22 protein-coding genes and 1 riboswitch are annotated in these 19,906 nt (G+C 45.6%); of the genes, 16 read left to right on the forward strand and 6 right to left on the reverse strand.

The window, feature by feature from the left end; translation table 11 throughout:
• Nucleotides 1-461: 461 nt before the first annotated feature.
• Entirely contained in the window at nucleotides 462-1,904 is a 1,443-nt protein-coding gene (locus tag BM003_RS12555; protein WP_093673597.1) for an ATP-dependent helicase ComFA, read from the forward strand.
• Complete coding sequence (locus BM003_RS12560) at nucleotides 1,905-2,672, forward strand: ComF family protein (protein ID WP_093673599.1); 768 nt, start codon at nucleotides 1,905-1,907, stop codon at nucleotides 2,670-2,672.
• A 59-nt stretch (nucleotides 2,673-2,731) separates the two neighbouring features.
• Here BM003_RS12560 and BM003_RS12565 read toward each other — a convergent pair whose 3' ends face one another.
• On the reverse strand, nucleotides 2,732-3,511 hold the full coding sequence (locus BM003_RS12565) for a C39 family peptidase (RefSeq protein ID WP_093673601.1): 780 nt from the start codon (nucleotides 3,509-3,511) through the stop codon (nucleotides 2,732-2,734).
• A 335-nt stretch (nucleotides 3,512-3,846) separates the two neighbouring features.
• Between BM003_RS12565 and BM003_RS12570 the strand changes: the two genes are divergently transcribed.
• From BM003_RS12570 to BM003_RS12625, 12 genes are all read left to right on the forward strand, one after another.
• Nucleotides 3,847-4,236, forward strand: coding sequence for a TIGR03826 family flagellar region protein (locus BM003_RS12570; protein ID WP_093673603.1), 390 nt, complete (start codon nucleotides 3,847-3,849; stop codon nucleotides 4,234-4,236).
• Between the two features lie 125 nt (nucleotides 4,237-4,361).
• Entirely contained in the window at nucleotides 4,362-4,634 is a 273-nt protein-coding gene (flgM, locus tag BM003_RS12575; RefSeq protein WP_093673605.1) for a flagellar biosynthesis anti-sigma factor FlgM, read from the forward strand.
• Nucleotides 4,635-4,670: 36 nt separating this feature from the next.
• On the forward strand, nucleotides 4,671-5,156 hold the full coding sequence (locus BM003_RS12580) for a flagellar protein FlgN (protein ID WP_245734263.1): 486 nt from the start codon (nucleotides 4,671-4,673) through the stop codon (nucleotides 5,154-5,156).
• Nucleotides 5,157-5,177: 21 nt separating this feature from the next.
• Nucleotides 5,178-6,710: a flagellar hook-associated protein FlgK gene (gene flgK, locus BM003_RS12585; RefSeq protein WP_093673609.1), complete on the forward strand. Its 1,533-nt coding sequence runs from the start codon at nucleotides 5,178-5,180 to the stop codon at nucleotides 6,708-6,710.
• Between the two features lie 6 nt (nucleotides 6,711-6,716).
• The gene (gene flgL / locus BM003_RS12590) at nucleotides 6,717-7,613 is read left to right on the forward strand and encodes a flagellar hook-associated protein FlgL (RefSeq protein ID WP_093673611.1); all 897 of its coding nucleotides are present in this window, start codon (nucleotides 6,717-6,719) and stop codon (nucleotides 7,611-7,613) included.
• Nucleotides 7,614-7,646: 33 nt separating this feature from the next.
• Nucleotides 7,647-8,240, forward strand: coding sequence for a DUF6470 family protein (locus tag BM003_RS12595; RefSeq protein WP_093673613.1), 594 nt, complete (start codon nucleotides 7,647-7,649; stop codon nucleotides 8,238-8,240).
• Between the two features lie 9 nt (nucleotides 8,241-8,249).
• Nucleotides 8,250-8,687, forward strand: coding sequence for a flagellar assembly protein FliW (gene fliW / locus BM003_RS12600; RefSeq protein WP_093673615.1), 438 nt, complete (start codon nucleotides 8,250-8,252; stop codon nucleotides 8,685-8,687).
• A 3-nt stretch (nucleotides 8,688-8,690) separates the two neighbouring features.
• Nucleotides 8,691-8,930, forward strand: coding sequence for a carbon storage regulator CsrA (gene csrA, locus BM003_RS12605; RefSeq protein ID WP_093673617.1), 240 nt, complete (start codon nucleotides 8,691-8,693; stop codon nucleotides 8,928-8,930).
• Nucleotides 8,931-9,242: 312 nt separating this feature from the next.
• A riboswitch (cyclic di-GMP riboswitch) is annotated at nucleotides 9,243-9,325 on the forward strand.
• Between the two features lie 72 nt (nucleotides 9,326-9,397).
• Nucleotides 9,398-10,114, forward strand: coding sequence for an EAL domain-containing protein (locus BM003_RS12610; RefSeq protein ID WP_093673619.1), 717 nt, complete (start codon nucleotides 9,398-9,400; stop codon nucleotides 10,112-10,114).
• Between the two features lie 10 nt (nucleotides 10,115-10,124).
• Entirely contained in the window at nucleotides 10,125-10,691 is a 567-nt protein-coding gene (locus BM003_RS12615) for a PilZ domain-containing protein (RefSeq protein WP_093673621.1), read from the forward strand.
• Nucleotides 10,692-10,900: 209 nt separating this feature from the next.
• Nucleotides 10,901-11,158: a LysR family transcriptional regulator gene (locus BM003_RS12620; protein WP_093673623.1), complete on the forward strand. Its 258-nt coding sequence runs from the start codon at nucleotides 10,901-10,903 to the stop codon at nucleotides 11,156-11,158.
• A 300-nt stretch (nucleotides 11,159-11,458) separates the two neighbouring features.
• Complete coding sequence (locus tag BM003_RS12625; protein ID WP_093673625.1) at nucleotides 11,459-11,797, forward strand: hypothetical protein; 339 nt, start codon at nucleotides 11,459-11,461, stop codon at nucleotides 11,795-11,797.
• 66 nt (nucleotides 11,798-11,863) lie between these two features.
• Here BM003_RS12625 and BM003_RS12630 read toward each other — a convergent pair whose 3' ends face one another.
• From BM003_RS12630 to BM003_RS12650, 5 genes are all read right to left on the reverse strand, one after another.
• A complete protein-coding gene (locus BM003_RS12630) occupies nucleotides 11,864-12,730 on the reverse strand; it encodes an aldose epimerase family protein (RefSeq protein ID WP_093673627.1) in 867 nt (288 codons plus the stop codon).
• A 168-nt stretch (nucleotides 12,731-12,898) separates the two neighbouring features.
• On the reverse strand, nucleotides 12,899-14,305 hold the full coding sequence (locus BM003_RS12635) for a dipeptidase (protein ID WP_342742018.1): 1,407 nt from the start codon (nucleotides 14,303-14,305) through the stop codon (nucleotides 12,899-12,901).
• A 121-nt stretch (nucleotides 14,306-14,426) separates the two neighbouring features.
• Entirely contained in the window at nucleotides 14,427-15,203 is a 777-nt protein-coding gene (locus tag BM003_RS12640) for a hypothetical protein (protein ID WP_093673631.1), read from the reverse strand.
• Between the two features lie 455 nt (nucleotides 15,204-15,658).
• A complete protein-coding gene (locus BM003_RS12645) occupies nucleotides 15,659-15,769 on the reverse strand; it encodes a YjcZ family sporulation protein (protein WP_093673633.1) in 111 nt (36 codons plus the stop codon).
• Nucleotides 15,770-15,980: 211 nt separating this feature from the next.
• On the reverse strand, nucleotides 15,981-16,127 hold the full coding sequence (locus BM003_RS12650; RefSeq protein ID WP_143128464.1) for a YjcZ family sporulation protein: 147 nt from the start codon (nucleotides 16,125-16,127) through the stop codon (nucleotides 15,981-15,983).
• Nucleotides 16,128-17,070: 943 nt separating this feature from the next.
• On the opposite strand from BM003_RS12650, the gene BM003_RS12660 reads away from it, so the two are divergent.
• Complete coding sequence (locus tag BM003_RS12660; RefSeq protein ID WP_093673639.1) at nucleotides 17,071-17,334, forward strand: holin; 264 nt, start codon at nucleotides 17,071-17,073, stop codon at nucleotides 17,332-17,334.
• Between the two features lie 471 nt (nucleotides 17,335-17,805).
• Nucleotides 17,806-19,398, forward strand: a complete 1,593-nt coding sequence (locus tag BM003_RS12665; protein ID WP_093673641.1) for a hypothetical protein — start codon at nucleotides 17,806-17,808, stop codon at nucleotides 19,396-19,398.
• Nucleotides 19,399-19,906: the final 508 nt, after the last annotated feature.

Genomic DNA, 19,906 nt, shown 5'->3' on the forward strand with positions numbered 1-19,906 from the left:
GAAAAGTCGAACCGAAGACTCGAAGTTGAACCTAACCATCGGAAAGTTGAACCGAAGCATCGGAAAGTCGAACCGAACATGATCAAAGTTGAACCGAATTCCCCAAACTCGTAACGAACCGAAGGAAAATCGTAACGAAAGAGCTCAAAATCGTAACGAAGTCACCCAAATTTGTAACGAATTTGCTGCGCACTCCGTCTTTACTGTTCACCAAGTTTAAGTTTTTCTTCAATCAAAAAGCATCAGGCACTTTTTGCCTGAATTTTCTGGACCATGGAAGATAGCAAAATTTTTTCTCAATGAATGAAGGATATAATCGATTATTGTCGAAATACTATCTATACCATTTCTATCCACTACGCATGACACCATCATTTTGCCCCATCGCATATTCCTTTGAACACACTGTCACTTATGTCAATAGCGCTATCCCCACTCATTCTCCGAAAGAAGGTTTGCCAATGCTTCTGATTTCCCGCAAAAATGACTATTTTCCCAGCTATCATCTCGACATGCAGCGCTTTTTGTTTGGAAGAGAGTTCCGTGCTGAGGAGTTGCCCTTTCCTGATAAAGTCGTTAAGGAGCATGTTAAGAATGGGTACGTCGCTGTCCGCCCTGGGATCGAGTCACTGAATGATAACATTTTCGATCTGTTGTCCGGCCGAAAGAAATGGCTATGCGCGCGCTGCGGTAATCGCGATCAAGAGGCATTCGCAACCTGCGCATGCAGCCATTGCCGAAAAAAATGTGTCTACTGCCGCCATTGCCTCACAATGGGAATCGTGCGCTCATGCACCAATCTCGTGACATGGATTGGACCTGAGCCTGAATCATGGACCTGTTCCACTCACAATGATGTACAGCTTTGCACATGGGACGGCCGTTTGTCGGACGATCAGAACGCGGCAGCGGCAGCGCTGGATCAGGCGCTGACGGCACGGGAGTCATTCCTGATCTGGGCAGTTACCGGAGCGGGAAAGACCGAGATTATGTACCAAGCGATCGAACATCAGCTGAAGAAAGGAAAGCACGTAGTTCTTGCGACACCACGCACGGATGTCGTTCGCGAATTATTGCCGCGTATGCGCGCGGCGTTCCCAAGCGTTCCGATAAGCGGCCTCTATGCGGGAAGCGACGATGTGCGAGCTGACGCTCCTCTTGTTCTGTCAACTGCGCATCAGCTCATTCGCTATTCAAAATGCTTTGATTGTGTATTTATTGATGAAGTTGATGCGTTCCCTTTCCACTTTGATCCGATGCTGGAATTTGCAGTCCGGAAAGCCGCCAAACCCGGCGCGCCGTTCGCCTATCTATCCGCTACACCGCCGGCAGCCTTAAGAAGCGCTTATTTGTCCGGGAGTCTGAGCGGTGTTAAGCTTTCTAGACGCTATCATGGACACCCACTGCCTGTGCCCCGTTTTCATTGGATCGGTGGCTGGCTGCGAGCGATTCAAAAAGGACAATTGCCCGTACCGCTTCGCGTATGGCTGACGGAAAAAATGGAACAAAAACGGCAAGTGTTCGTGTTTGTTCCATCGGTCACGTTATCGCGGGATCTGACAGAAATTTTACAAAGAGAAGCATTTGACCGAACTGTTGGCGTTCATGCTGAAGATCCGCATCGCCACACGAAGGTCGCCGATTTTCGTAATGGAAAAATTAATATTCTTGTGACCACAACGATCCTTGAGCGCGGCGTCACAGTTCCTGGTGTTGAGGTATGTGTTGTCGGAGCAGATGATCCTGTTTTTGACGAATGCGCGCTCGTTCAGATATCGGGACGTGTCGGTCGATCTGCGGAATACCCCGCTGGTGACCTTGTCTTTTTTCACAATGGCAAGACACTGGCGATGGTTCGAGCACTTGGACAAATCAAGCAAATGAACAAGGAAGGGGCGCTTTGATTGGCACTGTGCTTGTTCTGCAATGCCGAGCGTCGTGAACCGCTGACTTTTCGTACGCTCCTCTCTCCGGAAACTGAAGCAGGATTTTGCCCCGCGTGCCGTGATGGCTTGAAACGAATTAATCGACGCAATAACTGCCTCTATTGTGGACGAGATCTGTCTCTGCTTGATCAGGAAACGGTGCGTGATCGAATATGCCGAGATTGTGTTTGGTGGAGGAAGAGCGGTCGAAACGGGCTGTATGTCAAGAATTATTCCGTGTTCAGCTATAATGAATTCATCAAGGAAATAATTAACCAATTTAAGTTTCGCGGTGATTCGATTTTGGCGGATGGGTTTGCGTGTGACCTGAGGAAAACTTTCCAACGGATTAAGAAGGAGCATGGCACGCGCACTGCCTTTCGTTTATTGGACAAAATGGATGCATCATTTATTATCGTGCCGATACCGCTCAGCGCCGCGCGGTTGGCAGAACGCGGTTTTAATCAAGCCGAAGTGCTGGCTGAGAAAATGGGGGCTCCTGTCACGAACGCACTTGTTCGTGACAAGCATGAACCGAAGCAAAGTAAGAAAAATCGTCGGGAACGCTTAATGGAGCGCGTCACGCCATTTCGAATCAATGCGGACTATGCGTCGCTTATTGAGGGGGGAAAAGTGCTGCTGATCGATGACATTTATACAACAGGAGCGACTATACGGCTGGCAGCGGAAGCTTTAGCTCAAGCGAATCCCATCGAGATTGACTCGCTGACACTCATTCACGGATAAAGAAATAAAAGAAACAGGCTTTGCCATCCTTTTCGGTGACGAAGCCTGTTTCACTATGGTTAAAAAACGGATGACTTTCGATAGCTGACCGCCTGTTTTCCCATTTGTTCCCATGCCTGAATAAAAGTGGCGCGATCTGCGGTTGCGTTCTTTTTGCCAAGAGGATCATTGAAGAAAATATGGTTTTGATCATAACCGGTTACGAGAACCGAGTGTTCCTGATTTGTGACTTTTACGATCCCGCTCCTCGTGCGCCAATCATGAAAATAATTTTTTGCCAAAGGCTTGAAGGTTGCGTTTGTGATCACAACAACCGGAATTCCATTCTGCAGCTGAGCAAGTACGGCCGAATCGAACGACTTGCCGCTGAGGTCAATAATCCGACTCGGGAGATAGTGGCGGCCAAGCGAGGCGAGCGGTTCATGATAAACGCCATATCCGCGTTTGTCAAACTCTTCCATATTCCCAACAAAGCCTTCATCTGGATTTCCAAAATACCCATTTTGATAATACGGCACTCGGTTGATCGTGCGGGCTAACTCCATTTTGCCAACATGTACGCCCGCTTTTTGAAGAAGCATCGCGAGCGATGTAACTTCGCAGCCGCGCGGTAATTCGGGTTTTTGACGAATTTGCGGCGCATCGATTTGAACAGAACTTTTTTTCTTTGGTTCCTCGAAAGCTTCATCTTTAACTTGTTCCGCCTCATACGTCACGTCGGTAATCCATTTTTTTCCGATGGAACGGTTTTCAGGTGAGTAGAGCACAAAGAGCAGCATGGCGAGCAGGACATCTAATGCAAGAAACCAGCCCAGCCAATTTTTCTTGAATGTGCGCATCAGGGCATCTCCTTTCACTGCGCGGTTCATCAACTCGCTTAATTAAAGTCAGGTGTGGCGCGGAGAACCAGGTACCCGATTTCGTGTCATGTGAGTCGCGCTTTTGTATTCGGCCATCCGCCTCATAGCGCGAAAGCATAGCAGATGCTAAACTGAGTAAAATGACTGATGCTTTGTTAGTTTACCACCATGCCGGAATTCTCTTCTACTCAATTTGTGACAATGTCGCTAAAATTTACCGACGCTTAGCCGATAATACATTCAGGTGCGTTGTTTGAATTATGAGCATTTGCAGGCCGATAAACGGCAGGTACGTGACGTAAGGAGGAATTCGATTGGCTGAACTCGAAAATTGTAAGGAATGCGGAAAACTTTATGTCCGAGTAACTTCTCCGTACTGTCCTAACTGTTTAAAAAAACAAGATGAGATGTTTGAGACCGTATATCGTTTTATTCGCAAGCAAGAAAACAGAATGTCTACAGTCCCTCAGGTTCATGAAGCGACAGGTGTCGCTATAGATTGGATTTATCAATGGATCCGTGAGGGCCGACTCCAAACCACACTTTTCCAGAATCTGGGTTATCCATGCAAATCATGCGGACGATTGATTCAAACAGGCAGTCTTTGCGATCATTGTCTTAAGGATCTTGAGCGTGATATGGAACGCGCCCACATTGAATCGAAGAAGGCACCAAATTTAAAAGGTAAAACGTACCACACCTGAAATGTTCTGAAAACTAAAGGATTTCTCTTGACGACCGATATAAACTATGTACTGGATAAAAAGAAAACACATACATTCATTTGACAAATTATACGGTAAAATTCCTCTGAGATGAGGTGAATTCATTGAAAATTAATCGTTATCAGCCTGTACAACCCTATACTAATAATTATCAGACAGCGAAGTCGGACGAACAGAATTCGAGTACTTCCGGTCCGCTGAAGACAAATGATAAAGTTGAAATTTCAACTGCGGCGAAACGGTTGCAAGGGACACAGAAGCTGGAAGAAGCCAGGCAGGAAAAAATCGAACAGATCAAGGCGCAAGTGGAAAACGGAACTTATCATGTTCCGTCTGCCAAGATTGCGGAAAAGATGTACGGATTTTGGAACAAATAATACGGATGCGGCCGTGAGGAGTGAGGAAGCTTGTCTGTGGAGCGCATGAAAACAATAATGACAACGATGATCGAATGCCACGATGCACTTTACGCACTTGCTGTTGAGAAGACAGAGGCGGTTAAGGGCGGGAATGCTCCGGCATTAAGCGAGATCACGAAAAAAGAGAGCCCACTCGTAGAGAAATTACGCGCTCTTGAAAAAGAACGCTCGGCTATAGTTGAAGCGGACCTTGGCGATGACGGTGCGGGCGCGACCTTTGCGGAATGGGAACAAGCGGTTGTCGAAGAGAAAGAGCGCGGCGATTGGCAGAGAATATACCTTGATTTGGCGAATAGCGTGTACGCGCTGAAACAGGTAAATACGTTGAACCAGGAGCTTCTTCGCGACTCATTGCTGTGGGTAAAGCTGAACATGGGCTTACTACGACCAAAGACACATACATTAAATAATTATCAAAATCCAAGAGACGGACAAGCTCCTTCATCCGTCTTTAGCGGACGTATTGACTCTCGGACATAACATAAGGCGGAGGTGCTACCGGTGATCCCGATTTTTTCAAGCTTGAGTATGATGCAGCGGGCACTGCAAGTGACGCAATCAGCGATTCAGACAACAGGACATAATATATCAAACGCAAATACCGAGGACTATTCACGTCAGCGGGTTAATTTGACCACTTGGCTTCCGTATCCCGGCGTGGGTATCAACGCCGCCAGAGGTGCGGGACAGGTCGGAACCGGTGTGAACGACGAAGCGGTCGTTCGCATCCGTGATCAATTTGTCGATCTCCAGGTGCGTGATAATTCAAATCAAAATGGCTATTGGAGCTCGCTCAGCGACGCATACAGCCAAATGGAAGATATTGTGAATGAACCCACGGACACCGGAATTTCTTCCGAGCTCGATGGATTCTGGCAATCACTTCAGGATTTGGCGGGGAATTCGGGAACTGCCGGCACAGGCACCGTCGTTCTGCAAAAGGGATCGGCGGTTGCCGATACGTTTAACTATATTGCCGTATCTTTAGGCAAGGTTCAAAATAACCTGAATCAGCAGATTACGGAGAATACGAATCTGGTCAATAATTATGCCGATCAAATCAACGCGCTCAACAAAGAGATTAACAAGCAAGAGGCAAACGGTTTTCTTTCGAATGATTTGTATGATGAACGCGATGCGTTGACCGATAAACTGGCGCAATTAGTCAACATTAAGGTGACAAAAGTGGAAAGCGACGGCAATCCGTCGCCGCTCGCGGAAGGAAAATATACGATTGAGTTGGTCGATGCCAATGGGGCTTCTTATTCGCCTAGCGCGACTTTAGTGGACGGTAAGGCGATGACAAACAACCATTTAAAGTCGACGATTGACACATCGGACAGCTCGTCACCAACAGTCACTGTTTCAATGGTTAAGTCTGATGATACAACGAGCGTCGATACAGGCGAGCTTACAAATTTTTCCGGAAAACTACAAGGCTTGATTGATGCTTATACCATTGATTACCCGAGTGTCTTAAAGAGTCTGGACAACATGGCAAGCGCATTGGCGGACAAATTCAATGCGGCATACGAAAATACGGCGGGGTATGATACCGCAAAAGGTGATTTCTTTCTTGGAGCAGCTGATGGAACAGTTACCGCGGCAAACATTCATGTGAACAGTAATTTAGTGGGAAGTGATGTCACCGCGGCTAATAAATCGATGCCAAGCGGCGACAACAGCGGTGCCACAGCGATGGCCGACGTGATTGCTACTAACAAATTTGTTATTGATAAAGATGATCCTAATAATCCCAATGACTCAGATGGTGAGGCAATGACGCTAAAAACCTACTTGCAGAATTTAATCGGACAAATAGGCGTAAACGCTCAATCTGCCAATCAATTTACCAGCAACTCGCAAACCATGCTTGATGCGGCGGAAAACAGACGTTCATCGGTCAGCGGTGTTTCACTCGATGAAGAATTAACCAATCTAATCCAATTCCAGCATTCGTACGCTGCGGCGGCCAAGGTTGTCACGACACTTGATACAATGCTGGACACTTTGATTAATAAGATGGGGGGCTGATAAACGATGCGCGTCACACAAGGAATGATGACCAATAGCGTTTTACGGCATATTTCAAATGGCTACAGTCAGCTTGCGGACTACCAGAGTCAGCTGGCATCCGGTAAGAAAATTACGCGTCCGTCTCAAGATCCAGTTGTCGCGACGATGGGCATTTCTTACCGCACAGATGTCAGTCATGTGGAACAATATCAAAAGAATGTAACGAACGCTTATAAATGGCTGGACAGCTCCGACGACGCTCTGGACCAGGTTAACGACGTTCTGAACCGAGTCCGTGAACTGACCAATGAGGCGAGCACGGATACATATACGGCCGATCAAAGAAAGGCGATTGGCGTGGAAGTGGATCAGCTGACTCAGCAATTGGTCACATTGGGAAATACACAGGTCGGCGGTCAATACATTTTCAGCGGCAGCGATTCGGCGAATCCGTTGTTAACTCAAGCGTCGGATGGAACCGTAACAATTAATGCTGATGCTTTAAGCAATCCTAACTTTTCAGTAGCTGTTAACGACGGAATCCAAATGGCGATTAATGTCAATCCGAATCAGGTGTTTACCGCCTCAATGTTCAGTGACTTAAAGGAATTAAGCGGTATGCTGAACGGCGGCACGGCAACGGGCTCGGATATTAGCGAATATCTTGGAAAGCTTGACACACATTTGGATGGAGTTAGTACAGCCCAAGCAGATTTGGGTGCGAAAACAAATCGAATTGATTTGACTAAGGATCGTTTGGCCGAGCAAAAAACCGTTGCAACGAATGTGATGGCAAACAACGAAGATGCGGATTATGCAGAGACATTAGTTAAACTCAATCAGCAGCAGAATGTCTACAATGCTTCGCTTTCGGTTGGTGCGAAGATCATTCAAACATCGCTCGTTGACTTTTTACGTTAAAAACAAGAAGATCTGATTAATTAGGGTGATAACATGGCGAAGATCCTCCCGCATGTAGAAATGCATCAGGTGTTCGGCAGGATATCGGTAACTACGCAAAACGCCTCTCAGACGATTCGCCAGCCGAAGTCCGAACAATCCATACAGCAGCCAAAAGCGGAACTGACAATTGATCGCCAATCGGCTCAAGTGAAGATCGATCAATCGGCCGGCTGGCATAACCTTGATCTCAAGTCCGCCAGAGTTCGAATTGCTGAAGCTGCGGATGCGGGGAAGCAGGCAGTTCTGGATGGCATCGCTCGTCACGCGGAAGAAGGAGACGCGCTTCTGCATATTGAGCGGAACAAGGGGAAAAATCTGTTCGCCGAGCAAGCAGCTGCCAACGTCTCAATGAGTGTTATTGGTACGAAGTATGATACCGGCAGCACTCCGGCATTCCAAGCAGTCAGCTATGATGTAACGCCTGCGCGTCTTGACGTGAATTGGCAGACGCATGCGCCGGCAATACAAGCGACGACGCATGCGCCTGAGTATACCTATCAACCGGGTCAAGTAAACATTTCGATGGCTCAGTATCCATCACTCGACATTCAGGCAGCCGGCATTTTCATCGATGAGAAAGGATAACGATGTCTCATGATTATTCAAACTAAATACTTTGGCAAGCAGGAAATTAAAGAAGCCGATATCTTATCATTCACGAATGGCATTCCCGGCTTCGCAAATGATAAACAGTTTATTATTCAACCTTTTGGTGAAGCGTTTTCCATTCTTCAATCCATCGATGACGCAGATGTCGCGTTTATTGTCACTTCACCATTTTTATATTTTGATCACTTCAGTGTTGATTTGCCGGATCATCTTGTTCAGCAGCTTGCAATCCAATCACAGAAGGATGTCGCGGTTTGGGTCATTGTCAGTGTGCGCGACCCATTCTCTGAATCAACGGTTAACCTTAAAGCGCCGATCATCATTAATGTTAGAAACAAGACCGGTAAGCAGTATATCCCTGAGCAATCCGACTACTCGCTCAGAACGCCGCTCACTGCTCCACTCACGGAAAAGAGGGTGTGACCGATGCTAATTTTGACCCGAAAACTTGGTGAGTCAATACGAATCGGTGATGATATCGAGGTAAAGATAGTCGGAATTGCAGGTGACCAGATCAAACTTGGAATCACGGCACCTCGGAAAGTTGATGTCAATCGCGGCGAGATTTACGAAGCCATTCGCAAAGAGAACAGCCGCGCTGTGAGCGGAAATCTATCGGATGACATACTCAACGCAATGAAAACAATGAAAACAAATAATCAGTGACCACAACGCGGGCAACCGTGTTTTTATTTTGAAAAAAATAGTGAGAGAATCTTAAAGATCAATGGTTTCAATGGGGAATTTTGGACGAATGGTCCGAGTGCCAATCGACTGCTGGCCTTTCTCAAATTCGTCTTATGCGTGATGGACGCTCTATCCTGCATGAGTCCATAAGGCGATCTACCTAGATTTATAAAATGAAATCGTTTACATATTGCTTGCTGATCAAAAAATTTTATATAAGGGTAAATGTGGTACAAATGTCCTTGAATCATTATCCCTATTGCGTAATAATTGCGGTATGATAAATTATTTCAATCGAAATGGCACACCTATTGAAAGATAGGGTCGCAAAGCTACGGGCCTAAAGCGCAAGCTAAGGTCGCCGGGTTACCGAAAGGAAGTAAATCGTATTTATCTTCCACATTTGTTTCGGTGCGCCGTTTTTGATTAAAAGAGGCGAAGAAATCATGTGGTCTATTTGTGTTCACGGAAAAGAAAATTTTTTTCATTATTATCAACCGGTTGTCGATTTACAAACTGCCGAGGTTGAAGGTTATGAAGCGCTGTTTCGCTCGCGTGTTTTCCCCAATCCTGAAAAAGCGTTTCGGCGCGCAATCAGGAAAAACAAGCTTTTCGAATTCGATATCCATTCAATAAGAAAAGCGCTTTGCACCTTCGCTCTTGATGGGCCTGCTAATAAAGGCAAGAAGCTATTTGTTAACGTCTACCCATCGACAATTCTGCATCGGGACTTCGTTCTTTTTATTCTTCGAATGATCGACCACTGCGCCTTCCCAGCTCATCAGATTGTATTGGAGATTGTCGAAACCGAGAGTATTGTTGATTTCACCGCACTGTTAACAGCCATAAATTTCCTGAAGAAAATGGGTATTTTGATTGCGGTTGATGACTTTGGCAAAGGTGTCGACACTATCAATCGGACAATCGAAATTGATGCAGACTATATTAAATTGGATCGCTATTTTTCAGTTGGCTTGACCCAATCGAAAAGGAAACAGGCTTATGTTGAATTTCTTGTCCACTACTGCACAAGGTTTAATGTGAAATTAATTTTTGAAGGATTAGAAACCGAATGCGATATTGCTTGCGCGCAGATGCTCGGCGTACCGTTTGCGCAAGGCTTTGCGATCGGAAAGCCACAGCCGATTTCTAAATCTATGTGAGGTGCTTTATATGTCGGATAATCTAGTAATCATTCTTGGAGCAGGTATTGAGGGTATATTTTTATTGGCAATTTTGTCAGCATTCATTCTTCACTATAATAAAATTATAAACAATGATCGCAAACTCATAACAAATCTCAGGCAAAAAGTTTACAAAAAAAATAATTCGGAAGAACAATCAGGAGAAAGACGCAGACATCATCGTATTGTGCTAAAAAATGAAAAATGTTCGGTGAAAGTGCTTGATTTTGGTGAGCAAACATTACAGCGCTTGAATAATAAATCGTTTATGGTCGATATGCTTGATATTAGTCTTGGCGGCATGAAAATTAAGTGCAGCATTGATTTTCCTGTTAAGAAAGAGGTGGATGTTTCTTTATCCTTTGCGAGAGTGGATGGAACGATGATCCATGTTAAAGGAATGGTCGTCAGAAAAGAAACAAAACATGGTTATTCTACAACTAATTATGGCATTCAGTTTCTGAATTTAAGTGCTAAAGAAGAGACTGAGATTCAGTTATATATAAACCAGAAAGAATTATCAAGAAAGCAGTTTAAATCCTCAGCCGACCAGTGAACGGTCGTTATTAATAAATGCGAATATTAGGATTCTCCCAAATAGAGCTCAGAGAATCCTTTTGTTTTAGCTGATAAATATCTGAACTATCAATGATTTATCGCGGATTTCTCCAACCATTTCATGCGGTCAAGGATGTCGGCTCATTCGAACCGGCACCGTATTCCGAAGATAAATGATTCGAGAATTTGAGAGGAAAGTGATAGACTATGACTATTGATCAACTCGAAACATTCCTTGCCGTCGTGAACAATAAAGGGTTTCGCCACGCATCACGCAAATTATTTCTCACCCAACCAACAGTCACCACACGAATTCAAATGCTTGAAAGAGAATTGAATGCGACGTTATTCATTCGTTCCAGACGACATTTTTCCCTATCTAATCAAGGGGCGGTACTTCTGCCGTATGCGCAAACCATCCTTCTCCTTTACCATCAGGCGAAGGAGGAGCTGAGAAATGCGTGACCTTTTCACCATGCCTGAATTAATCTTTTTGACAGATTCAGATCTTCACGATAAAATAAGAAAAATTAATTGAATCCTTATGTTAGGGATAGGTGACCCTAATACTTGAAGTAAATGCCTATTTATTTTTCAAATTATTATAAAGTGTAACAATTTTGTAATCCTTTAATAAAATGGACAAAATACCTTTTTTCCTCATGAATTGTAGCAGGCTTGCTGCAGCACTATTGGTTGCCTAGCCATAAAGATGCCGGGACGAACGAAGAATGATGAAGGTATGATATAAGGAGGATGCTACACATGATGAATCATCTGAATAACATGAAAATTGATGACTATCTGGACCTGTATCTCTTCGCCACGAGAATTAAAGACCATGAATGGCAAAAAGAAATTAAAAGTAATCTTGCCGCCCTTCTGAAGGAATCGGCAGAACGCGAACGCACGCGAGCAAGCGATCTGCGCGTGCAATTAGGCTATGTGAACCGCAGAATCCTGGGCTTGTATCAGCAATTGCGCAATCGCAATGTCGAACTCACCGAGGAAATAACCAATGAACTCTATGCGTTGAAGCAGCGCAGACTGGAATTGGAAGCCGAGATTGGACAAATAAGAGAGCAAAATCGCCGCATCAGTTAATGCGCGATCAAAAATAAAACGGTCGTCTCAAAAAGGGGACGGCCGTTTTCTGCACGCATGCGTTCATCAACGTTCTTCAAGATAAATGTCAATTGCCAATTCAAGTGGTTCGCCTTGTTTGACCATGAGTGCTTTGGATTTATCTTCATTGAATGTATTGGTGAGCGCAGTCCATGGCTCAACGCAGACGAATGGCTGATTCCCCTCAACCCAGAGCACAGTGTACTTGTAACGAGCATCTTGCTTGATGACGACCTTCTTTGACGAGTCAAAATCAAATTCAAGCTGCGGATCGCCGCTGTTAAGCAGGACAACGGATTCTTTCAAACCATGCATATCGATTCCGCCGTCGAACGGTTTGATTTGATGATCATTGTAATCAAGGTAGGTTGCGGCTTTACTTTTAATATGGAGCTTTTGGTTCTTAATATTAAAATAGGGGTGGTAGCCCGGATAGACCGGCATTGCATCGTTGGAGAGGTTGCTGATGGTTTGACCGATCGTCAATTGACCGTCTGCCAGCGTGTAAGTAAGCACAACCTCAAAGTCAAATGGATAGGATTCGCGCGTCTCTTCAGTGCTGTGGAAGGAAATTTTTACTGCCGCTTGATCATCGTCAGCAGCACTGCGGATCACCTGCCAAGGACGGGTGCGCGCGAGACCATGGTTGTCCATGTGATAGACGGCACCGTTCCATTCGTACGTCTTATCGGTAAGCTGACCGGCGATTGGAAACAGGACGGGAATGCCGCCGCGCACGTTCTTGCTCGTGTCAAAAAGCGTCTCCTCATTCATGAACAAAATGTCTTCACCATCGGCATGAAAACCCGTCACGATACCACCGCGCTCAGGGCAGATATCTACGTAAGAAGCATTGTCCGAAAGTCGGAAAAAATGTAACCCTTGCTGATCAAATTCCTTAACCTGATACATACAGATCCCTCGATTTATCAGTTTATGAACAATAGAGTTTTCATTTCAGACGCTCTACACACCTACTCTATCAGATTTTTAATGCGCTTACATTAATATGTGAAAAATTTAACAGAAATGACGAAAAACCGCCGGGAAGTAGATCACCCAGCGGCAGCTGTTTATCTGTTAGCTCTTGCTTAGCTCCTGCAGGAACAAGCAATATGCTTTTTGAATGTGTGTGAAACTGCTCAAACGGTAAAACTCATTTGGCGCATGCGGACGTTCGTCATCCTGCGACCCGCCGAGCGACAACGTTTCTGCGCCAAGCATATCTTTGAACAGGCTGGTGACCGGAACCGAACCGCCTGCCCATTGACGCTTTACCGGATGCCCGGTCATCTCTTCCATCACGTTTTCAAGCACCTTAAGTGCCGGGTAATCACCAGGCACGCGGTACGGAGGCGTTCCATGCTCATCCTCAATCGTTACGTCCACCGAGCGGAATGTGTGCGCCTTAATATGCGCTTCCATCAATTCTTGAATCCTTTTCGGATCCTGGTCCGGAACAAGACGCGCGGTAAGTTTAGCATGAGCTTCGCACGGAATGACCGTTTTGCCACCTGCGCCTTGATAGCCGCCCCAAATTCCGTTGACTTCCAAGGTAGGGCGCGCAACTCCGCGTTCCATTGGCGTAAACTCAGGTTCACCAAAGAATTCCTTGAAACCGACACTCTCGCGGATACCTTCCGGGAAAGCATCAAATTGTGCGACTTGAGCTTTTTCATCATCGGACAGCGTATGAACCTGATCATAGAAGCCGTCAACCAGAATACGTCCGTCCTCGTCACGCATCGAATCAAGGATGCGGACCAGCTCATGGATCGCGTTCGGCGCGATCCCGCCGCCGAATCCGGAATGCATGTCCATATCCGCCGTCTTCACATTGATTTGCATCGAAAAGACCCCGCGCACACCGGTGCCAACCGTAGGATTTTCCTCCGTACCTACGCCGCTGTCGGCACTAATCACGAGATCGCATGCGAGCAGCTCCTTATGTTTCTCAAGGAAACCGCTGAATGACCGGCTTCCGATTTCCTCTTCACCCTCGAACAGAAATTTAATGTTTACCGGTAGCGTACCGTCCGTATTGAGTAAAGCTTCGCAGGCAACAATGGGCAAAAGCAGATTGCCCTTCATATCCGTAGCCGCACGCGCGAACACTTTTCCATCCTTGATCACCGGATCGAACGGATCAGAATCCCACAACTCAAGCGGTTCCGCCGGCTGCACATCAAAATGTCCGTAAATCAGGACCGTCGGCTGTCCTTCCGCATGAAGCCAGTCACCATAAACGACCGGATGACCACCGGTTTCCAGCGTTTGCACATGCTCAATCCCCGCATTTTCCAACCGCTTACCGACCCACGACGCCGCAGCACGCACATCCTTCGCATACGCCGGATCAGCAGAAATACTCGGAATCCGCAGCAATTCGATAAATTCCTTAAGAAAACGTTCTTGATTTTTAGCCAAATAATCTTGCCATTGATCAGATATGATGGACCATCTCCCGCTGTCAGAATAAAATTTTATCTTAAAAACTGTAAGACTATTCCTAGTTTAGTTTATTCCGACAACACTGTAAATCTAAATATGGAAGCATATTCCAATGCTGAAAAAACAGGTGACCAAGTCACCTGTCTGGCACGACGAATTATTTATGGATCTGCGAAGAAGGTGCACTGCCGATTTGTTTGAGTTCTTTCAAATCACGTTCAATTACATCGGGATCGTCGGTCAATCCGGACGCGAGCTCTTTCTGGAGTCGGCGCGCCATCGGTTTCATTGTCGCGTAGGTGATTCCGCCGGACACTGCGCCGCCTAAAATCGGTACAACCTTTGATACACCGCGGGCGAAGGTTCCCTTCGTAATTTTTGCACCAAAAAATGTGGAAACCTTCTTAATCAGCGGATAGTAAATGGTCTGCTCAAGTGCTTTTTGCGGAATACGTTCAAGTGCCTGCGCGGACAGCTTGGACGACAGAACGCGCAACATCGCGCCCGTTCCACTGACACCGAGCATCGCGCCAAGATAAAGAATCAAGGTTTCACGGCCTTTTTTCGTCGAGGGATCCTGATCGCCCCATAGATCCTCGCGTCCATAAAGATAACCAAGCTCTTGAGCAAGACGCAGCGCGACCGCATAGAACTGCGTCGTATCAGCAGGAATGGTCGCCGCGATGGCAAGACCGCCGGGAATCCCTGCCGCGAATGACATCGCGGAGCTCTTCAAGGTCGCACTCTGAATCAGTTGCGCCGCTCGCTTCTCAAGTTCCGCCTGTCCGAAATAAGCCACTGGCCCAATCTCAATCAGCTGCTGGGTATCCTCCTTTGGGAAAGCACGCGTGAAGAAATCCTCACGATGGACTTTCAATCCCGGCATCTTCAAGATCACATCAATAATAGTATAAGTAAGTTTTGTTGTCTGCATAAATGAGCTCCTTATTTTTGGTGCGTATTTGCCCTGATTAAACTGTTCTCTCTTAAGTACTACTGTTTCCAGTACCGGCACGTTTCATTTGTCTTTGAATGATCACGCAACAAAATACAAGCGATAATAGGCGTGAAAGCAAGCTTTCATGTCTTATTTGCTGCTTATTTTACGATGGAAATGGACAAATGAAATGCATGGACATGATGATGAGCAAAATGAAGTGGCTTAAAGGCATACTCGGGACTATTGGTGATCGAAAAAACAGCAGCGTCACGTTCAGAGCGGCTGATTGAGAATGGCTAAGGCAGAGACCGGGGCAAAACGTACAGAAGTATTGTGGCTCAACCCGGTGGCAGGTGAACAGGATTTAGTCAGAATTAAAAGGACACCCGGGTGCTGGGTGTCCTTTACTTGAGGATGTACAGAATAGGTGGCAGTGAGGCAGACCGTTTTTAATAGCAGAATGCGGTGCCAACAATAATCAACAGAATGAAAAGAACAACGATCAATGCAAAGCCACTATCGTGGCCACCACTATATCCGCCAACATCAGGAGAACCCATAAGCGAACACCTCCTCATCGCGTGATTATGTAGTATATGAGTGTAGGAATTAATGCGGAATGATTAAATTGCCTATTATTGTGGCTCAACCCGGCGGCAACGCAGATTGCATGCTTTCAGGAACCGCTATTTTGAGTGCGTGAAAAGGGCACCAGGTGCAAGGTGCCCTCACAAAGGAACAACATGGAGATTGCTGCATGTGATTCTTAATTTAATGGACAAACGTTGCGCCAATGATGATAAGTAAAATAAACAGAACAACGATTAAAGCAAAGCCGTTGCCACAACCACAATAACCTTGACCACCGTATCCGCCTTTGCATCCCTGGGATCCGCCGTAAAAAGGTTGATTATTCAAAATGCACACCTCCTCATCACCTGATAATGCAGTGTATGAGCCGGTGGACAGATGCGGAATGAGTAAAAAGCCCAGTTTGAGGAGGATATATGAGAACGAACATGCCAGAGTTGTGCGTGAAGAAATAAAAGTGGGCTGTGGTGGCGGAGTAGACACCTAATGCGAAACAAAATGCTCATTAAAAGGTTAGACCGAACATATGAAAATTGTGGCCGAAATAATTCATTTACACAAATTAAATTACATTCCCCTAAATAACTCGCTAACCTGCTAAATAATCAGCTAACCTGCTAAATAAATCGCTAACCTGTTGAATAACCGGCTAACCTGCTAAATAACCGGCTAACCTGTTGAATAAATCGCTAACCTGCTAAATAATCAGCTAACCTGTTGAATAAATCGCTAACCTGCTAAATAATCAGCTAACCTGTTGAATAACCGGCTAACCTGCTAAATAACTCGCTAACCTGTTGAATAATCAGCTAACCTGCTAAATAAATCGCTAACCTGTTGAATAACCGGCTAACCTGCTAAATAAATCGCTAACCTGCTAGAGGAGGCTCCCGGACTGCCCGCGGCAAGCGGGCAACCGGGGTGTAATCAAAACCGCATCGTAAAAGGAACTTTCGCTAATTGTAAGGGAACTTTCCGCTAGTTGTAAGGAACTTCCCGCTAAAGGCGTGCACGTCGTGTGCACAACGCGGAAGTCACCGCATCCTGCGGAAGTACGTCCTGTATGCAACGCGGAAGTCACCGCGTCCTGCGGAAATAAGGACCGGGCGCTTTTTGCCCGGTTTTTCTCATTTGCCAAAGGAGGGGCGCACCTTTCACTGCTCGGGAATCGCCAGCTCGGAAAATTGGTCTGTGCTTTTTTAATCCTGAATATCTTTAAGTAAGACATGTTGGCATCTGCCAGTTATTTTAATAGATCGGAGGAATGATCATGACAGAAGTACTTATGCTTGCAACCCTTTTATTGCCTATGATCACCGCGGTTACAGAACTAGTTAAACGGACGGTATCAATACCCAAAAATACCGTTCCTGCCATTGCTCTTGGTGTTGGCGTACTGATCGGTCTCGCGGCTTATCCGTTTACGGATCTGGAATTGGTGCTGAGGTTGTGGGCAGGGGGGCTTGCTGGACTGTCAAGCACCGGATTGTACGAATTGGCGCTGAATAATCGACCAGGCAATACAAAGGAATGATCTAATGAACCGCTACTCGGATATGCCAGACATAAAAAAACACTTGAAATATAATTAAACATAGTGTTATAGTATGAATAATCTCAATCCTCTTCTGTTAATGTAAGACTCACACCTTGTTCTCTACTTACTGTAGGGAACTTTTTTTTTCTAAATTAGCCTTGCTGATTGATATAAATGGTACCGATAGGGTCTTTGGATTTTCAAATGAAGATAATGAGAAAAAAATAAATATAAACGTTTATAGATGAGCGCTGCGTCTGTAAACCCCCAGTTTTTTCATATGTTGCCATTTATTTTAGATTGCCAGCCAGCGGTATACACAACCACCATCTCTTTTCCGATAAATCAGCCATTTCCAAACCGCTGTATTATTTTCGTTTTACCAGTAAATTATTCATAGGGCTGATCAGTCCGTTTTTGGGTAAAATGACGATATAAATGGCATGATCAGTCAGGGTGAAAAAGCAAATGATTCATTATGAAAACTATAATCCATATTGGCCGGAAACCGTAATTTTCTGGGGTGCGGGAACCACTGAGCCGCTTCATATGAAAACGACAAATGAGCTTGGGAAAATGTTTCAGACGTTGACTGAGGCAGATAAGAATCTAGGAGAAGCTATTGATCAGGTCATTCCTGAAGCAGATGAACAGGTGCGCAGCGAACTTAAGGCGCTGCTTGAACTGATTGATTCGGAATTTCATGGTCACGAGGATGAAGCTATACGCGTGCTGGATATTCCGAAAGATCGCGCGCAGCACCTGCAAATGCTCTATGATTGGAATGCTGTAAAGCTGGTCATTGAACGCTGCCCGAGGAATCGAAATCATCGATTCAGTCTGGACGATTTATATAATTTGCTTGATCTTCACATTCAAGCGCATAAAGGAATCGAAGTTGAGCAACGGTTCATTACGCTTGATCGACTGATTGCAGCCCGGCGCACACTGACAATGCTGACACAATTAATTCATGCTATCGGCTATGTGGAGCTCCTGCATGATTCGGACACAAAGGCGCTTTATCATCACTATTATGAATTTGCCACGATCCTTGCCGGTCGAATGCGTGAGGAAGGTGTCCAAAAAGCGGCGAAACAGATTTCATTTGATGATCGAAACTTTTATCTATTCAGTTATGCCATGATTTCAATGAACTGGGATCCGATTTTACTTTGGTTGATTTTCAATGCGCATAAGGAAATGAACAGTGCAGCGGATTGCCCGAAGATTGGTGATCCACCGCAGCCAATGAAGCTGTTTAATGATCTCGTACATTTTATTGCCGTCAGAAAAGTTGATGGCCGATCGCCATCGGCTTGGTTTCCGATGAATGAAACCGCGGTGCAGCAAATGAATGACAGTGAGTACCAAACCGGAAGACGAATTCGAATCGGCAAATTTTACTTTCCACATGGCTGCCACGGATTTCGGCAATGCCCAAAGTGCGGGAAACTCACCTTTTATTTGGGGAATGAATGGTGCGTTGATTCGCCGTGCCTGTTCCCACCGCAGATTATTCCTTCGCTTTCCCCGAGGAGTCCGCGTTCACTCGAAGAGAAAAAAGCCATTGACGCAGGTATTTTTGATGCGGTTCAATGCACCTATTGCGGCACGATTACTGAGTCACATCACACAGCAATTGCGATGCAGACGCATTTTAAAGCAATTCAGCCCTCATTTATTCAAGAAATCCAGAATGACATGAAAGTGGCCATCGAACATGCGCAGCATATTATTTTCGCCGGCTATTCCTTACCTGACGATGACTTCATCGATCGGATCATGCTCTCAGCACGTCGGAAAATGGACGTAGAGCAGGTCAAGTGCTCGGTCATCAACTTTGATCAGCATGCAAAAGAAGAGTGGATGTATGGAGAGGAGCTCAATGATTTTTGCCGGAAGTATGATCGCTCCAGCCTGGCGAGCACATGCAATCGAGTTGCCGGAATCTTCGGCGAAGCGAACATTCGAGGTTACGGCGCTGGTTTTCCAAACGTTTTTATGAAAAACGGGAAGGCGGACAAAGATAAAGTTGAGGAAATGATGCGTATGTGGTGAGGGTAAGAAAACGGTAACTACTCGATTGCTTGTTTTGCATCGTTCAACAGATGCCATGGTGAAAAAAACGCGTGCCTTGCCGGTACGACGATATGGTCATAAGATTCGGATGGACGATTAGGTAAGCCGCCCAATCTAAGAAATAAGCGGAAAAATTCCGCTTATCGCATCGAATAACGTGAAAATAGAGGTTTTTTCCGTGCATAAGCGGAAAAATTACCCTTATTTACCTGTAAAACAAGCATCATGATGAAAATAGCCGGAAAATCTCCGCTTATTTTGTTCAGGCCACGTTACTTAATCAAGGATCAAAATGATTCATTAGAAAACTTGGCTTCGCCAAGCCTCTGGCAAAGGCGAAGACTTAGTTGCGACGGCCATGGACGGCCTAGTGTCCGGTGAGCCGCAGGACGCGGCGTTTTTTCGGACCGCTTACACTCGTTTCCTTTAAATGTTTTCTTATACTTTCCTACCAGTGTGAACTAGAACTGTTTGTTCAAGACAAGCT

This window comes from Sporolactobacillus nakayamae (assembly GCF_900113325.1).
Taxonomy (GTDB): Bacteria; Bacillota; Bacilli; order Bacillales; family Sporolactobacillaceae; genus Sporolactobacillus; species Sporolactobacillus nakayamae.